Source organism: Shewanella sp. Iso12 (assembly GCF_012030025.1).
GTDB classification, from domain to species: domain Bacteria; phylum Pseudomonadota; class Gammaproteobacteria; order Enterobacterales; family Shewanellaceae; genus Shewanella; species Shewanella algae.
Genome location: NZ_JAAUHW010000005.1, coordinates 256426 through 273230 on the forward strand (window position 1 = coordinate 256426; position 16805 = coordinate 273230).

At 47.6% G+C, this 16805-nt stretch carries 13 protein-coding genes; all 13 read left to right on the forward strand.

Annotation, left to right across the window (positions count from 1 at the left end; genetic code table 11):
• Positions 1-64 precede the first annotated feature (64 nt).
• The 13 genes from hldE (at position 65) to tssB (ending at position 16759) form a co-directional block, all read left to right on the forward strand.
• A complete protein-coding gene (hldE, locus tag HCX89_RS11850) occupies positions 65-1495 on the forward strand; it encodes a bifunctional D-glycero-beta-D-manno-heptose-7-phosphate kinase/D-glycero-beta-D-manno-heptose 1-phosphate adenylyltransferase HldE (RefSeq protein ID WP_071237743.1) in 1431 nt (476 codons plus the stop codon).
• Complete coding sequence (locus HCX89_RS11855; protein ID WP_167716155.1) at positions 1495-2322, forward strand: hypothetical protein; 828 nt, start codon at positions 1495-1497, stop codon at positions 2320-2322. Before hldE ends, HCX89_RS11855 begins: the two co-directional genes overlap by 1 nt.
• Before the next feature lie 156 nt (positions 2323-2478).
• Positions 2479-2958 (forward strand): TetR family transcriptional regulator, encoded by a 480-nt coding sequence (locus HCX89_RS11860; RefSeq protein WP_025010373.1) that lies wholly within the window; start codon positions 2479-2481, stop codon positions 2956-2958.
• A gap of 358 nt (positions 2959-3316) precedes the next feature.
• A complete protein-coding gene (locus tag HCX89_RS11865) occupies positions 3317-3835 on the forward strand; it encodes an Hcp family type VI secretion system effector (protein WP_025890191.1) in 519 nt (172 codons plus the stop codon).
• Between the two features lie 326 nt (positions 3836-4161).
• The gene (locus tag HCX89_RS11870) at positions 4162-6243 is read left to right on the forward strand and encodes a type VI secretion system Vgr family protein (protein ID WP_167716156.1); all 2082 of its coding nucleotides are present in this window, start codon (positions 4162-4164) and stop codon (positions 6241-6243) included.
• Between the two features lie 6 nt (positions 6244-6249).
• The gene (locus HCX89_RS11875; protein ID WP_144221510.1) at positions 6250-6777 is read left to right on the forward strand and encodes a DUF4123 domain-containing protein; all 528 of its coding nucleotides are present in this window, start codon (positions 6250-6252) and stop codon (positions 6775-6777) included.
• Between the two features lie 4 nt (positions 6778-6781).
• The gene (locus HCX89_RS11880; protein WP_167716158.1) at positions 6782-10777 is read left to right on the forward strand and encodes a hypothetical protein; all 3996 of its coding nucleotides are present in this window, start codon (positions 6782-6784) and stop codon (positions 10775-10777) included.
• Positions 10778-10814: 37 nt separating this feature from the next.
• Positions 10815-11966 (forward strand): hypothetical protein, encoded by a 1152-nt coding sequence (locus HCX89_RS11885; RefSeq protein ID WP_101058185.1) that lies wholly within the window; start codon positions 10815-10817, stop codon positions 11964-11966.
• A 14-nt stretch (positions 11967-11980) separates the two neighbouring features.
• Complete coding sequence (locus HCX89_RS11890; protein WP_167716160.1) at positions 11981-13102, forward strand: hypothetical protein; 1122 nt, start codon at positions 11981-11983, stop codon at positions 13100-13102.
• Positions 13103-13113: 11 nt separating this feature from the next.
• Positions 13114-14265, forward strand: coding sequence for a hypothetical protein (locus HCX89_RS11895; RefSeq protein ID WP_167716162.1), 1152 nt, complete (start codon positions 13114-13116; stop codon positions 14263-14265).
• An 84-nt stretch (positions 14266-14349) separates the two neighbouring features.
• Positions 14350-14781, forward strand: coding sequence for a hypothetical protein (locus HCX89_RS11900; RefSeq protein WP_167716164.1), 432 nt, complete (start codon positions 14350-14352; stop codon positions 14779-14781).
• The gene (locus tag HCX89_RS11905; protein ID WP_167716166.1) at positions 14782-15396 is read left to right on the forward strand and encodes a hypothetical protein; all 615 of its coding nucleotides are present in this window, start codon (positions 14782-14784) and stop codon (positions 15394-15396) included. It abuts the gene before it with no gap.
• An 874-nt stretch (positions 15397-16270) separates the two neighbouring features.
• Positions 16271-16759 carry a type VI secretion system contractile sheath small subunit gene (gene tssB / locus HCX89_RS11910; RefSeq protein ID WP_025012103.1) on the forward strand — a complete coding sequence of 163 codons (489 nt, stop codon included), beginning with the start codon at positions 16271-16273 and terminating at the stop codon, positions 16757-16759.
• Positions 16760-16805 lie beyond the last annotated feature (46 nt).

Consider the following 16805-nt stretch of genomic DNA (forward strand, 5'->3'; position numbering starts at 1 on the left):
ACCCAATTCAGTGTGAAAATTAGGTACAATCGGGGTTTATTTTGCCTAATAAGACAAGTCCGTTATGAAGGTAACTCTGCCCCCATTTGAAAAAGCCAAGGTTCTGGTGGTTGGTGATGTGATGCTCGACCGTTACTGGGTTGGCCCAACCGGCCGTATTTCACCCGAGGCGCCTGTACCTGTGGTGCGTATCAATCAGATAGAGGATAGGCCCGGCGGAGCAGCCAACGTGGCGCTGAATATCGCGGCGCTGGGCGGTTCGGTGCAACTGGCCGGTATTGTCGGAGCCGATGAAGCCGCATCGGCCCTGAATACAGGTGTCAGTACTCTAGGTGTGGAGCCTAAGTGGCTGACGGTTGAAGATAAACCCACAATCACCAAACTGCGGGTACTGAGTCGTAACCAACAGCTTATTCGCTTGGATTTCGAAGAGACCTTTGCCCAGGAGCAGAGCCAGGCGCTATTGGCGCAGAGCGAAGCTCTACTGGACGATTGCAAGGTGCTGGTGCTGTCTGACTATGCCAAGGGTGCCATCTTTGAGCCTCAGGCCTTTATCGCCAAGGCCAGAGCAAAGGGGATCAGTGTCTTGGTGGACCCCAAGGGCAGCGATTTCGGCCGTTATGCCGGTGCCAGTTTAATTACTCCCAATATGAGTGAGTTTGAGGCTGTGGTGGGCACTGTCAGCTCAGAAGCCGATCTGGTGGCCAAGGCCCAGGCCTTGATTAGCAAGCATCAACTGGGGGCTATTCTGGTTACCCGCTCTGAAAAGGGCATGACACTGATCACCAGCGAAGGGGATGAGCTGCATATTCCTACTGTGGCACGGGAAGTCTATGATGTGACCGGCGCCGGAGATACTGTGATCTCGGCGCTCGCCACAGCTTTGGCGGCCGGCAGCGACCTGCCACAAGCCTGTGCCATTGCCAATACCGCCGCCGGTGTGGTGGTTGGTAAACTGGGCACTTCCACCGTCAGCCGCATTGAACTCATCGAGGCCCTGGCTCAACATCAGGGAGAGTCAGGCTTTGGTGTGGTCAGCGAAGATCAACTGCTGTACGCCATGCAGCAAGCCAAGCTCAGAGGTGAGCGGGTGGTGATGACCAATGGTTGCTTTGACATACTCCATGCCGGACACGTCAGTTACCTCAAAGAAGCCCGTGCCTTGGGCGATAGATTGATTGTGGCGGTCAATGATGACGCTTCGGTTAAACGGCTCAAGGGCGAGGGGCGTCCGGTCAATAGTCTTGAGCGGCGAATGGCAGTACTGGCGGGGCTGGCCGCTGTCGATTGGGTGGTGCCTTTCAGTGAAGATACACCGCAGCGAGTGATCTCTAGATTGCTGCCGGATCTCCTGGTCAAGGGGGGCGACTACCGGGTGGAGGAGATAGCCGGAGGTGAAGAGGTGATCGCCGCCGGTGGCAGTGTCAAGGTGCTGGGATTCGAAGATGGTATCTCCACCACCGCCATTATTCAGAATATTATGGCCAAGCCCTGATGTTGATGGCGGTGTTGCTATCGGGAAGCTTGTTTTGGGCTGATGTAGGTCCAAAACAAGCCTTGATATGCCCGCCATCGGAACTGCCACTGTGTCTGCAACAACTCCCCGATAGAGTCAAACAACAACTGCCCCTGTCTCAAGAGGCTTTCTTCGATGCACTGGGAATGAGAGGTGCCATGTCTCTGCCCGTCGAAGATGAAAGAGTTGCCGGTATGGTTCTCTGGGCACCGCACTATCTCCCTCAAAGTCAAAGTGCTATCTGGAACGGCCAAAACCATGAACTCTTGTTGCAATATCAGCCGCAACTAACCCTGTGGCATGAATTAGGGCATCTGGAAGTAAAGCGCTTGCAGGGAAACATTCTGCCTGCCGAGTTGTCTGAATTGGACCACGAGTGGTTGGCTGATACTTATCTCGCTTGGCGTTGTGCTAAAGAATGGAACAGTCTGGAACTTGTGTGGCAACAATACCACCGTCGTAACCTGGCAGTATTTTCCGATATCGGCAATTTGTCACATTGGAGCCCACTTTATCTGATACAAGTGTTAAATAAGTATGATCTGAAGCAAATCGCGGAATTTGCTGATTTTGCTACATTTGTGCTCAGTTTTTATCCAGAGATCCACCATTATTCTCCAGGTGAAGTGGCAGAGTTTTCCAGCTTGCTGCAGCATCTCTTTAACCGGGCTGGTCGGCAAACCCTTCTTGGCTATATGTTTTGGCGTCGTGAGCAACTGGGCAAAGTGCTGCAACCCACCCTGAAACAGTTGGTGGGAACTGAAATAGCCAATCGTTGGTTGGTTAAAGAAAAAATGTTGCAATAATGTGACAAATAAGGCTTTTTTTTAGACGTCCTAGCTGAACCCTTGCTGAACAAAAGTGAAAAACGCTGTTAACACCCCTCTTTTTGGCAGTATTCTCTCTATGCCTTTGATAAGCTCGTTGGCAATAAAAACAACGGGGATAAGAGGCAGACAAGAATGGCCAAGCGTTCAAAGGCTCAGACTGAGCTGACTATCAATCAGATTATGGACGAAGCTCTCAAACAAATCTTAACTATTGGTTTTGAGGCTATGTCTTACACAACTCTTTCAGAAGCAACGGGGATTAGCCGCACGGGGATCAGTCACCATTTTCCGCGCAAAATCGATTTTCTTGCCAGGTTGGATGTGCGCATTGGTCGGCTGTTTTTGGCCGCTCTGGATTTTTCCAGTGTTGAAGCACTCGAAAAATCCTGGATGCAGGCGCTGCAACAAGCAGAGCACAGGGCAGTATTGAGACTCTTCTTTAGTCTCTGCGGACACAACAATCCTGAGATAACCCTGTTTCGCGCCGTGGCCATGGCCAGGGAAAACGCCCAGATAGAGCTGGGTGAAAAGGGCGAGCAGATGATCAACGATCTCCTGGGGCGCAGCGCCGTTATGTTGCTTTCCGATCCCGGAATCGCCTGCGCCGCTTGAAATTCTGTTTAAGCGACTCTCATTCAAGCGATTTGTAGAGATAATTGAGACAGCAAGCTAAGGCTTGCTGTTTTTTTATCCATTCATTTTCTTATCGAATTACGCGTTATTGGCTCACAAAAGCCAGTCGACTTCAGCTTATTCCTTGGGACATTCCTGCAGGCCACTCTTTCGGGCCACTCTACTTGGGCAAGAAGTTGCCCGGCGAGCAAAAAATTGCCCGGGTTCGGGCAAGAAATTGCCCGGAGAGTGGGGGTGGGTTTGGATGTTGTTGTAAAACAGCAGCTTACGATTTGGCATGCTTCTGGCATTGGGTGATGAGGTTTTATCACTCATTCAACAGTAAAAGGAATTAACCATGCCAACACCATGTTATATCTCCATCGAAGGTCAAACCCAGGGCAACATCACTGCAGGCGCGTTTACGGCCGAGTCAGTGGGCGACATCTTTGTGGAAGGTCATGAAGACGAGATGCTGGTTCAGGAATTCAACCATGTGGTGACAGTGCCGACCGACCCACAGTCAGGTATGCCTTCGGGTCAACGGGTGCACAAGCCGTTCAAGTTCACTGTGGCGCTGAACAAGGCGGTGCCTTTGATGTACAACTCGCTGTCATCCGGAGAGAAGCTGAACAAGGTTGAGCTGAAGTGGTACCGCACCTCTATCGAGGGCAAGCAGGAGCACTTCTTCACCACCAAGCTTGAAGGTGCGACGATAGTGGACATCAACTGCCACATGCCACACTGCCAGGACCCGAACAAGGCAGATTTCACTCAATTGGTTGAGGTGTCAATGGCCTATCGCAAGATAGACTGGGACCATGTGAGTGCCGGTACTTCAGGTGCAGATGACTGGCGCAAGCCCATCGAAGCCTGATAGTGTGTGTCAGCCACCGCCTTGCGGTGGCTGTTTGCCATTGGGGTGTTTTCTGGCGAGGACGTCAACTGACAGTGTAAACGGTTGATTGAGAGCCAGAGAGCAGGCCAATGGCTTTTGGTGCAATTCGGCTAAACGGACATTCAACAGACATTCGAGTCAATCGCATTTAAACCAAGAGCAAAACGGCACTCAGCAACAGTGAACAAGCCCAACAGAAGTTCAGGGCTGAGGCAAGCCAGGCAGTAGCTTAAGTAACAATCCTGAGCAACAAGCCTAAGCAGCAAGAGAACCGCGAAAGGACAGGGACAATAAGGACAGCGAAGATGAGTCATCAAGGGAGCGGCATGCGTTTTGGATTCAAGGCGGGCAGTTTGGCAGAGGATAGCCTGTCGGTGCTGTCGTTCAAGCTGGAAGAATCGCTGTCGAGTCCTTATGTGGTAGAGCTTGAGTTGCTGAGTCGCCGGGACGATATCAAGGCGAGCGATTTGGTGGACCAGAGCGGGGTACTGAGTTGGTGGCAGGACGGCGAATGCCAACGAGAACTGCACGGCATAGTAAGCCGCTTTGGCCGCGGCGACAGCGGCCACAGACAGACCCGCTACCGGCTGAGACTGGAGCCGGCCCTGAGCCGCCTGCAACTGCGGCGCAACAGCCGCATCTTCCAGGAAAAGAGCCTGACCGACATCATCGCGGTGCTGTTCGGCGAAATGGGCATTACCGACTACGCCTTTCGCTGTGACCCGCGCCATGAAAGCCGCAAACGGGAATACTGCGTGCAGTATGGCGAGAGCGACTTTGACTTCTTCGAGCGCCTGACCCGCGAAGCGGGGCTGTTCTACTACTTCGAGCACAGCAGCGACAAGCACACCCTGGTGCTGTGCGATGCACTGGACAAACTGAGCCTGAGCCCCCACAGCTACCCTTACAACGCCCTGGCGGGAGGACGCGCCGAGCAGGCGAGTGTCCGCAGCGCCGAATACCGCCACCGCCGTGCCGAGAGCGGGGCCACCCTCAAGGACTACAGCTTCCGCAAACCGGCCTACAGCTTCCTGCAACCGAGCACAGAGGATACAGACTGGCAACAGAGCGGCTATGAACACTTCGACTACCCGGGGCGCTACAAGGACGATGCCGACGGCAAACTGTTCAGCAAGGTGCGCCTGGCGGGACTGAGACGGGAGAGCGAACAGCTGCTGCTCAAGAGTGACCAACTGCAGGCGTTGAGCGGGCAGAAGTTTGCCCTGAGTGAACACCCGGATGCGAGCCTTAATCGCGAATGGGTAATAGTGGGCGTCAGCCACACAGGCGAGCAGGGCAATGCGGCGGAAGAGGACAACAGCAGCCGCGGCACGACTTACAGTAACGAGATAGTGGCGGTGCCATCCTCCATGCAATGGCAAGCGGAGCCGAAGGCCAAACCACAGATGGCGGGGCCGCAGATAGCGACCGTGGTGGGGCCGAAGGATGAAGAGATATTTTGTGACGAATACGGCCGGGTGAAGGTGCAATTCCCCTGGGACAGATATGCCAGGGGTGACGAGCACGGCAGTTGCTGGATACGGGTCAGCCAGGGCTGGGCCGGTGGTCAGTATGGCTTTATGGCACTGCCACGGATAGGGCATGAAGTGATAGTGTCGTTTTTGGACGGCGACCCGGACCAACCCATCATCACCGGCCGGGCCTTCCATGCGGTGAACCAGGTGCCTTACGCGCTGCCGGCCCACAAGACCCGCACTGTGCTGAAAACCCAGAGCCACAAAGGCGAGGGCAGCAACGAGCTGAGGTTTGAGGATGAAGCGGGGGAAGAGGAAATCTACCTGCATGCGCAGAAAGACCTGAACCTACTGACCGAGAACGACAGGCACGAGCATATCAAGCACGACAACCACCTGGATGTGGACAATGAAAGGCGCAGCCGCATCGGCGGTAACGACCACCTGACGGTATTGGGCGAGTCCCGTCAGCAGGTAACGGGCGACAAGAGCCTGATAGTGGATGGCAGCTTACATCTAAAAGCCGGCTCCGTGTGGGTCAATGAAACCGGTGATGAAATTCATATCAAGGCGGGGCAAAAGGTGGTGTTGGAGTCTTCCTCTGAAATCACAGTCAAAGCCGGTGGCAGTTTTGTCAAAGTGGACCCGGCCGGGGTGCATCTTTCCGGCCCAGGGATCAACCTTAATGCCGGCGGCGGCGCGGCATCAGGCAGTGGTTATGGCGGTAAAGCGCCGGAGCTTCCGGGAGAAGTGGCCGCTGCCGAGCTTCCTAATCCCTTACCTCTGCAATTGGCTCCCGCCAGCATGGAAATGCTCTCCTACAACAATGTCGCCGTGGCTCGCTTGTGCCAAAAGCAAACCGATGGCAGTTGTCCTCTGGAAGATTGCCCCTGCTTGAAGCACAAGGGGTAATGGGCCATGAGTGAGTTACTGCCTGAATTGGCCGGTGTCGAATATTGGATGCTGACCGACAAAATTCGTTATCCCAAGGTGATGCAGCTGGCTTATCAACATGAAGCGGCTCCCGAATTGGCCGATCTCTTCATCAATAGTCCATTTGCCTACCTGATGCCACAGAGCCCGGTCATCTTTCGTTTGCGCCACGACAGCAACCTGTTGCCCATATGGCAAAATGACTCCCTCTGGCGCAGCTCGGCGGTGATTTTTGGCAGCCAGGCCGGGGCGTTCGACACACTGAAACAACACTTGATGGCCCTGTTACAGCCCAGGATCCTGGGGCGCCAGACCATCTTCAGATATTACAGCAATCAAACGCTGGACCCCTTGTACTCTGAACTGGATGCCGATGACAGGGACACCCTTCTGGGGCCTGCCTTGGCGCTTTGGTGGACCTCCCAGCAGGGCGAACTCAGGTCTCTGAAACACACACCCAAAGCCGTTGAAAGCTATAGCTTTAATTCAGCCGTTTTTAGTAAATGGATTTAGTGAAATGAATAATGAAGATCAACTGAGATTTAGAAGTTGTCAGATAGCCATTGACGAGTGTCTGGCTGTTTTGTCAAAACATTACAATATTCCAGTGGAAAAGCTGGAAAAAATGAATACCTTTCAGTTGCAAAATGCATTTAACGGTTGGGAAGCTGAACCTCTTGATATCGAGGTCGGCAATCGAATCGCCATAGTGGAACCTCCGGAAAATGGTCCTTGCGGTAAGGGAATTAGCACATGTGAAAGTGCTTATATTGAATTTGAAGATATCCTATATGTTCCTAAACATCCTCAGGATGATAAAAGCTATTGGTATGCCTTAACCGCAGACGCTTTGGAAAAGCTGAAACAGGAACGGGAACAGCTGTCTTTTACTGGAATTGACCCTGCATCCAAAGATTATAATAAGGATATCTTACAGAAACTGAATGACTTGGGGGTGCTTTCTCGATATGACTATGCGCCTTTTGAAACCTTTCTGAAAGATAAAACTAAAAAAGATTTGTATCGAGCTTTTACTGTTTTGAAGTATCAGCACTTTGCCGGTGAACTCATGTCTATGAGCGAGGAGAGGCTGCAAGTCAGTGCCAGTAGTGTTGGTTTTCCCTACCAAGAAAGAATCGAGAAAGTTACTGCCAAAAATATCAGAAATATCAAAATGATGTATTCGCTTTATAGTGGCTATTCAGCAGATTACTTAGTCGATTTTACCGAACAGGATAAGCAGGAAGCCAGATATCAAGCGACAAAAAAAGTGAAGCAGGAATTTTGGGACTTTATCCAAGAGGAAATCGAGAACCTCGAAGATGAGGCAAAAAAAAGAGCGGAAGAAAATACTACAGATGACGGTACAAAATTTATCTTTGATAAAGATCTTAAGTATTTTACCAGTGATCGTGAAAAGGTTATTTCCGGTGCTGTGAGTTGGATGAAAACGTCTCTCTCAGAGCATTATATGGATGATATATCTTGTACAGATTATAGCCAGGCTGAGGGTAGGTTTAAGCATCTTTGGGATGTTCAACTTAAAAAAGGGAAAGATTTTAATGATGAGCGGCGAAATCTTCCCATTGAAGAGTATGTAAATAGGCTGAGAGAGGATCCTTCACTAAATAATGCCTTTCTTTTTAATATGTTTTTTAATCAGTTATCCAACTTTGCCTTTGTTTTAAAAGAACAATGTCTGAGCTTGGATGAACTTAATAACTCAAATCTACTCGATGAGATGGCTAATCATCAGTCGAAGTATAACAGGGAGCTTTCAAAGTCGGCTGTTTTTTCAACTAATTGGAGGGAAACTCCTAAGCTTTTAGAGCTTTGGAAAGACGACTTTTTGGCGGAGCCGCAAATAGCGCTACTCTATGATATGTTACAGCGAGATCGCTTGGTAAAGGGAAACACCACTGACAGTAGTCAAAACGAAGTCATTGATGAAAAAAAGAAAGACGATGACAAGTGGTTAACAGATTTGATGAATAATGGCTTTATTCAATGGAGTTATTATGATGCTGTAGCCTTGGCCAGAAAGGTTGATAGTACACTGGAGCATCAGGTTAATGATTTGCGAAGCATTGGACTGGAGCAGATCCCCAAGTTCTTTGACAGACTGTTCCTGATAAAAAAAGCGTGCTTGGTCAGACAGGGATACTGGAAAGATGTAGCCACTAATCGAGCCAATCTCGGTAAGGTCAATTACATTAGCGAGGATGTAAAGCATAAGAGCTTCACCCTGCTTTGGGACCTGAATGATTGGCAACCCCGAGAGAAACGCCCGGGTGTCATTATGAATATGCCAAAAAATAATGATATCCGAGTGACAGAGTGTTACTTACTCTCGGAAGCCGAGGGCGGTAGTCCGTTTTATCTTCGCTGCCCATCTTGGTTACTCCCTACCGATAAAGATAAGGGGCGTATTGCCGAGGGGAAGGCTCATGTTAAGAACATTGCTATCAAAGGGGCCCAGCCAGGAGGCTTCCAAGTCGTAAACTCTGATGACCCAGATGAAAAAAGCAATACCAAACCTGATGCAAACTCGAACGGAGCAAGCAAACTGCTGGAAAGTAGCAATATTGCGCCTAAAGAAGTATTCAAGAAAGTGCTCAAGTCTGTCGCTGAAAATCAGAAAATGCAGTGGGAAGACTTCTCAAAAATTCATTCTCAAACTGAAGGTTCGTTACTCGGACTGGACTGGCATTATCAGACCAAGCAAGATCATCGTGGCTATCAGGTCTCTGCTGATGTGCAACTGTTTCGTTATACTTCGTCGGTTGTAACCAATGTGACAACGCCGGGTTCAGCAGTTGTAGGCTCTGCAGCACCAGTAGCCGTCGATACCCCCCCGGAAAACCCAAATGGTAAGTCTAGAAAGCAGAAATATGTAAAGCATGAATATGTAAAGCATTTGGCCGGTGATGTTGCACTAAAAGTTTCCCTCGATGCTATTCGTGGTGGTGTGAGTTTCAGTGCCTGGTTTCCTATCAATGAGCAACCGACTGCCGAGTCGCGGGTGCCTTATAATCCAGCACCAGCAACAGGTTATCGGCTGAAGATTCCCTACTTGGTTGATAAGCAGGAAGACCCAGTTTATTACGATGCCGGGGAGTTTTGTGCCTGGCTTTCAATTTCCGTGTATGGATTGGCTGCAGTCAGCTTTAACATGAGTGGCACTTTAGGTCTGGGGCAGTCAGAGACAGATGGTCAACTGGGTGTCCGCGGTATGCTGCCCAAAGTATCGGACTATAATCACTCTGCCTCTGCGGTCAAGGAATCCAACCGCATAACGCTTCAAGGCGCTGCTCAAGTGGGGGTCAATGTCGGTGCTTTTGCCGGTGCTGAGGCTGGCGGTGTCGCCAATAGCAAAGTACTTTGGCGGCCTCCTATGTATTCCAATATCCCGGGTAAGCCCTTCGAAGGCTCAAATACTAACGAATTAAAGGAATTGGGTAGCATTACTTTGGGCGGTGCTATCGGTGCTGGCATCGGGGCGGATTTCACTTTTCGTTTGGGGTATGACTCAGGCCGCTTTTTCTTGATAGTTGCAGCGCGGCTGGTGTTCGGTCCGGGGGTTGCCGGAACTGTTTCTATAGCTATCAATCCATTTAATGCCGACTTGTTTGTTGGTTGTTTATTGAATATCTTGAGCCAAAGTGGTTTTAAACGCCTGGCCATTTTTGATGATGAAGATTCCAAGACTTTCTATTATCTAAACCAACGTTTGACCTTGTCTTTTGTATTGGGCCTCTCTCTGGCGGAGGTGATGCTGATGCCTAGCATTGTTTTTGAGCGCTGGCGGCAGAAGAGTATCAAGGTGGAATATGCTCCTTGGATAGCCGATAGAATATATGAAAACAGTAAGTCTCTAGCTGTAAATAGTTGGCTCAGGAATTCTCCCCCAGAAACACTAGCTAAGTTGTTGGATACCCTGACGAAATATCCAGATGGCAAAGGTGCAGAAATACAGATAGAGGTGATAGTGTATATTATGAGCCTACTACAACCCTTGCCGGGAGAGCGGTTGATCATCCGCCAACGCCAGTTTACCAAGGCTTTGGAGCTTATGGGGCTCCCTGAGGGGCAACAGGAGGCTAGTTATTTGCAGCGTTGGGAACGTATATCAAGAAATTGGGATAGAATTATGGCTTTTATTCGAGATGTTCAACCTGATGAAAATAGCAAGAATGTTGAGGAAAAGTTATTTAAATTTAAAATGTTATCGTCAGTTCTTTGTTCGTCATTCTATCGTTATTCAGTTATTTGGAAAAAAGATGTTTTGGTTGAAGGTCGAGGTTTCGCCAAGGATTTTCAACGAGGTATTTCTGGCTGTTATTTGAAACCAGATGGACTGGAGGCGATGATAGCGGCCGATATTGTTGTTGAGGGGAGCGAGCAACATCAACTGCTTAAGGAAGCCATCGAACTGGCTCAGACTATTGAAAGCAAAGCGATGCAACATCCGGGAGCCGTTCGCACTATTAAAGCATGGCATCGTGAGAATTGAGATTTTAATTGTTTGCATAATTTAACAAGGAGTTGATGTGGCCGATTTTACGGTAGGTACAATCATAGAGAAGTTTGAAAAAATCTCTGAAAAGAAGAAGCGGGCCGGGTTACTGTTGCTGGCGGTAGCCACGCTTTCTGCTCTCTTAGCAGTTGTTATCTACTTATATGTCAACAGGGATCTTAGCTATTCGCATCAACCCATTCTTGAAAATAAGGAACTCTTGGCACTAGCAGCCAAGAGTCAGCCTAATCCGGACATTTACGCCAGCAGCTTTATCAAACCCGACGACTCCTTATTTTCCGGTCTTTATAAGTTGCAGTTACATCAGGATAGAGCAGCCAGTGGTGAGCTGGCTGCCTTTGCCGTTATAGACAACCCCGAGGGAATGTACTGGTATGGCTTGGCATCCTTAGGGCTGAATATACTCAGCAGTGAGGCGCCGAGTATGATAGAGCGGTCGGCCAAGCTGGGTAATCCTTACGCGATGAAAAAGCTAATTCCCACTAAAGACAAAGAAAATCTCTGCCATTTTTACTTAGCGGGCTTTTGTGATCGAAGTTGGGCAGGTAAAGCTCAGCAAGCCTTTGAAGAAAGGGTAAAAAATAACCCAACAGATGTGCGGGCTCGTTATGCGGCCTCAAAGGCATTGGATAGAGCGGCTGAAGCGGCAAAGAATAAGTATTATGCACCGTTAACAGGGTTAATTCGTATATATATGAACACCCGTAGGAGTAATATCCGTACGGCTGAGGAAAATAGACAGTTAGTGCAATTGTTAACTTTGGCGGCGAATGATAATTTTGTTCCAGCGATGCGGATGCTGATAGGTGGTGCATTCGATAATACTATAGGTTATGAAAGAGTTATATTTTGGGCTGAAAAGGTAATGAGGCTGGGAAGTAATTCTGCCACTGAAATATATTTTACCAATAAAGAGAAGTTTAAAAAGACATCTAATAGAGAGTATCTGTTAAAGTCACTGCCATCAGCATATGTTTCGAATGACTACTTTTATGATAATACACAATTGGAATTCTTGAATTATGATGCAAATAGAATAGGTGAGCCATTTACTGAAACTGAAATTATTGATGCCAAGATTAAGGCAAAAAGAGTTATTGAGGGGATGACTCCGGTGGTATATATCGATGAATTATTCGATCATGATCATTATGGGTATCGTTGAGTTGACATAAGGTGATGAGGCAACGCACTTTTAAGTCCAAAGCGTTTGCTTTTAGTGTTTCATTGCGAACAACCGGAACGCTGGTGTTATCGATATGCCTGCTTGGGTTATGGCTATATGGCGGCCAGAGTACACAACCCAGCCCTCATGCTGCGATTATTGATAATGACGAGTTACTGGCTTTGGCAGCCGAGAGTCAGCCCAATCCGGATATCTATACCAGCAGTTTGGTCAAGCCCGGTAATCCTTTGTTCAAAGGTTTATATGAGCTGCAGTCGCTGAGAAGGGATTTGGCCGAAAAGGCACTCTTGCCGCTGGCCGAGGCAGGCAACAGTGATGCCATGTTATGGTATGGTATGACGGTTTTGCGTTCCAGTGTTCTGTCTGGTGGAGACAAATGGATCCATGAGGCTGCTATGGCCGGAAACCCCTATGCGATGCGGCGCTTGGTTCCGGCGGGAGAAACCCGTCAGGATTGTGAATGGTATCTTGGCAGTTACTGCGACGATGCCTGGGCAGACAAGGCGCGGGAAGCTTTCCGGCAGCGCTTGCAAGCCAACCCCGATGATGTGTTGAGTCGCTATGCAGCCTCCATGAATGTCGACAGGGCGGCTGAAGCGGCCAAGCAGAAGTACTATGCGCCTATGGTCAGCCTCGCACATAAGTATGGTAAGGCTTATGAGGCTGGTGAACTCAGCGAAGTCGATGCTGCCAAGGTGGTGGCTCTACTCAAAATGGCAGCCAATGATAATTTTGCGCCAGCAATGTATATGTTATCCACATCATTTAGAAAGTACATTGGTCAGGATAAAGCACTGGTTTACGCCAAGAGGGCCTTGGCGATTGGATACAATTCTAATGCTATTCGTTCTATTTACTGGGCTTACCAAGGTAATTATAAGGCAGAGAGAAAGAGGGATAATCTTCTGTTATCCCTTCCGTATGCGTATGTTGCTAATGAGTATTTCCGTAATGACTCTTATTTGATGCGTATAAAGTACCATACTAGAGAAATGAATCTACCACTCACTGAAGATGAAATTTCAGCTGCTAAAGAACAAGCCGAAAAAATCATCTCAGAAATAACACCGGTTATTTATATCGATGCAATTTACGATGTGGAAGCCTATCACTAGCAGAGGTAAGCATGGATGCGACAGTAGGTACAATCATAGAGAAATTTGAAAAGATCTCTGCAAAGAAGAAGCGGGTTGGGTCACTGTTGCTGGCGGTAACCACGTTTTCTGCTCTCTTAGCAGTTGTTATCTACTTATATATCAACAGAGATCTTAGCTATTCGCATCAACCCATTCTTGAAAATAAGGAGCTCTTGGCGCTAGCAGCCAAGAGTCAGCCTAATCCGGACATCTATGCCAGCAGTTTAATCAAACCAGATAATCCCTTATTTTCCGGTCTTTATAAGTTGCAGCTACATCAGGATAGAGCAGCCAGTGGTGAGCTGGCTGCCTTTGCCGTCATAGACAACCCCGAGGGAATGTACTGGTATGGTTTGGCATCCTTGAGGCTAAATATACTCAGCTCTGATGCGCCGAGTATGATAGAGCGGTCAGCTAAGCTAGGTAATCCCTATGCGATGAAAAAGCTTATTCCCACTAAAGATAAAAAGAATATCTGCCATTTTTACTTGGCGGGCTTCTGTGACCGGAGTTGGGCGGATAAAGCCCAGCAAGCCTTTGAAGAAAGGGTAAAAAATAACCCAACAGATGTGCGGGCTCGTTATGCTGCTTCAAAGGCGTTGGATAGAGCGGCTGAGGCAGCAAAGGGCAAGTACTATTCACCAATGGTTGAGCAGATTAATGTATATTTTAATTCTTTTGGAAAGGGGAAAAGTCCAAGTGATGCAGAGATGATTGAGCTGGTTTCACTTTTGAACATGGCAGCAAATGATAATTTTGTTCCGGCGATGCGGATGCTAATAGGCGGTGCATTCGATAACACTATCGGCTATGAAAGAGTAATATTTTGGTCTGAAAAAGCAATGGTGTTAGGTAGTCACTCGGCAAATTCAATATATTTTATAAATAAAGATAAGTTTAAAGATACATCTAAAAGAGAGTATCTGGTAAAGTCGTTGCCATCGGCATATGTTGCTGATAGATATTTTGGTGATGACGGATTGTTACGGCTTTTAAATGATGATGTTGGTAAAATAAATAAGCCATTTTCTGAAGCTGAACTGAGTGATGCCAAGGAAGAAGCGAAAAAAATTATTGAGAAAATAACACCAGTTGTATATATCGATGAGTTATTCGATCATCGTTATTATAATTATTATTAATCCTACTATCTGTAGATGAGACAACAAACGGTTAAGTTTAAATTAGTTGCTTTTAGTGTTTCATTGCGAACAATCGGAACACTGGTGTTATTGATATGCCTGTTCGGGCTGTGGTTATATGGCGGCCAGAGTACACAACCCAGCCCCCATGCTGCAATGATTGATAATGACGAGTTACTGGCTTTGGCGGCCGAGAGTCAGCCCAATCCGGATATCTATGCCAGTAGCTTGGTCAAACCCGGTGATCCTTTATTCAAAGGTTTATATGAGTTGCAGTCGTTGAGAAGGGATTTGGCCGAAAAGGCACTCTTGCCGCTGGCCGAGGCAGGCAACAGTGATGCCATGTATTGGTATGGTATGACGGTCTTGCGTTCCAGTGTTCTGTCTGGTGGAGACAAATGGATCTATGAGGCTGCTATGGCCGGAAACCCCTATGCGATGCGGCGCTTGGTTCCGGCGGGAGAAACCCTGCAAAACTGTGAGTGGTATTTAGGTAAATACTGCGACGATGCCTGAGTGGATAAGGCGCGGGAAGCTTTCCAGCAGCGCTTGCAAGCCAACCCCGATGATGTGTTGAGTCGCTATGCAGCCTCCATGGATGCCGACAGGGCGGCAGAAGCGGCAAAGCAGAAGTACTATGCGCCTATGGTCAAGCAGGCTCTTAGGTATGCTCGGGCTTATGAGGCTGGTGAACTCAGTGAAGCCGATGCCATCAAGGTGGTGACTCTACTCAAAATGGCGGCTAACGATAACTTTGCACCGGCAATGGATATGCTGGCAGGGTCTTTTTACAAAATTATCGGTTTTGAGATGGCCAATTATTATGCCAAAAGAGCATTTCATTTAGGTTTTAACTCTATAGATGCCATTATCTATGTGAATATTAAAGAGTGGCTTAAAGGAACGAATCGGGATGAAATGCTGGTCGCTTTATCCTATATATATGCTGCTGAAAAGTATTACAGGAAAAGGAATGTCGACTTTATCATTATAGATGACCTCGATAAGGGCGGGACGCCAGTGACCGATGAGGAAATTTCAGTTGCCAAAAAAAAGGCTGAAAAAATTATTTCAGAAATAACGCCGGTTATTTATATCGATGCAATTTACGATGTGGAAGCCTATCACTAGCAAGATCATGGATACGACAAGATAAGATCTCTGCTGATGTAGTTATATCTCAGCAGAGATCTTAGCAACCCATCCTGCAAATAAGGAACTCTTGGCCTTGAAGGAGCCCCTAACCATTCGGGCCTTCCTGCAGCATTTACCTGTTTAAAGAAGTCACTCCAGATCCAGCGAAAAGGTGCTGATTTTTTGGGGATCCTTGGCACCACTCACTTCCTTGTCGAGGCTGCTTAGAGATAACACTTTTCTAGCTTGTATCGAATAGGTTTGGAACCTCTGCCGCCATCCAAGATGCCGGGCAGCTAGAATGATGTGCCAAAGCAGGAAACAATGGGCAAAGAAAAGTGGTCACTGTTTGTAGCATTCGCGGCGAGACTCGCCTCGCACCCACTTCTGTTTACCTATATAGAGCGCGTATGGGACCCATAGGTAGCTTTCTTAATGGTCCTTTGCTTCCTTGGTGACTCTCTGGTCTCTGGCATAGGGTTTTGATCGGTTACTGTAATTTAACAAACGCTAATACTTAGGTCTTGGTTTTTTCCCGCTTTTGCAGAATAGGCCACGGATCTTTCTTTATTCACTGTAAGAGATCTCTTACTTTTTGCATTTGAAACTGACTTTTTAATGGCATGCCATCTCTATAAAAAAGTAGTTTTGATTATCTAATGTTCTTAAATTTAGCCTTTTGGGATAATATGCACCCCACTAAAGTATTATATGTTTTAATATTATTGTTTCCTTTGTTAAATAAATGTAGTTGCGCCTATTATACTAAGGTCTGAAACGCCGATTGACTATAACTTGTTGGGCTTGTAAGTTAGGTCTGCTTTTGAAATGGACTTACCAGTCGTAAAAGATCTTATATGGAGATAATCTCATGGCGAAAGATGGTTCAGTCGCTCCGAAGGAACGTATTAACATCAAATATGTTCCCTCTACGGGTGATCAACAGAGTGAAATGGAACTTCCTCTTAAGTTGTTGGTTTTAGGTGACTTTAAGGGTCATCCTGAAGACTCTCAATTGGAAGAGCGTAAGACGGTTCAAGTTGATAAATCTAATTTTGAATCCGTTATGAAAGAAGCCAATCTGTCAATTTCTGCGACAGTTGACAATAAATTGACAGATGAAGATGGTGCTGAGTTGTCTGTTGATCTTAAATTCGATTCCCTCAAAGATTTCTCACCTGATTCTATCGGTGAGCAGGTTCCTGAAATTCAAAAGTTAATCGAACTTCGTGAAGCTTTGGTTGCACTTAAGGGACCATTGGGAAATATTCCTGCCTTCAGAGCTAAGTTGCAGGAATTAATTGCAACGGAAGAGTCTAGAGAAAAGCTGCTGAGTGAATTGCAGCAGATGGAACAATAATTCAAGCCAATATAAGCCGTTATGGAGATAGGCTGTGGATTATGTC

Excerpts from the sequence above, each read along its gene's own strand:
- HCX89_RS11855 (WP_167716155.1), top strand. The coding sequence starts at position 1,495 with ATGTTGATGGCGGTGTTGCTATCGGGAAGCTTGTTTTGGGCTGATGTA.
- HCX89_RS11860 (WP_025010373.1), top strand. The coding sequence starts at position 2,479 with ATGGCCAAGCGTTCAAAGGCTCAGACTGAGCTGACTATCAATCAGATT.
- tssB (WP_025012103.1), top strand. The coding sequence starts at position 16,271 with ATGGCGAAAGATGGTTCAGTCGCTCCGAAGGAACGTATTAACATCAAA.
- HCX89_RS11865 (WP_025890191.1), top strand. The coding sequence starts at position 3,317 with ATGCCAACACCATGTTATATCTCCATCGAAGGTCAAACCCAGGGCAAC.
- HCX89_RS11890 (WP_167716160.1), top strand. The coding sequence starts at position 11,981 with ATGAGGCAACGCACTTTTAAGTCCAAAGCGTTTGCTTTTAGTGTTTCA.
- hldE (WP_071237743.1), top strand. The coding sequence starts at position 65 with ATGAAGGTAACTCTGCCCCCATTTGAAAAAGCCAAGGTTCTGGTGGTT.
- HCX89_RS11880 (WP_167716158.1), top strand. The coding sequence starts at position 6,782 with ATGAATAATGAAGATCAACTGAGATTTAGAAGTTGTCAGATAGCCATT.
- HCX89_RS11870 (WP_167716156.1), top strand. The coding sequence starts at position 4,162 with ATGAGTCATCAAGGGAGCGGCATGCGTTTTGGATTCAAGGCGGGCAGT.
- HCX89_RS11875 (WP_144221510.1), top strand. The coding sequence starts at position 6,250 with ATGAGTGAGTTACTGCCTGAATTGGCCGGTGTCGAATATTGGATGCTG.
- HCX89_RS11895 (WP_167716162.1), top strand. The coding sequence starts at position 13,114 with ATGGATGCGACAGTAGGTACAATCATAGAGAAATTTGAAAAGATCTCT.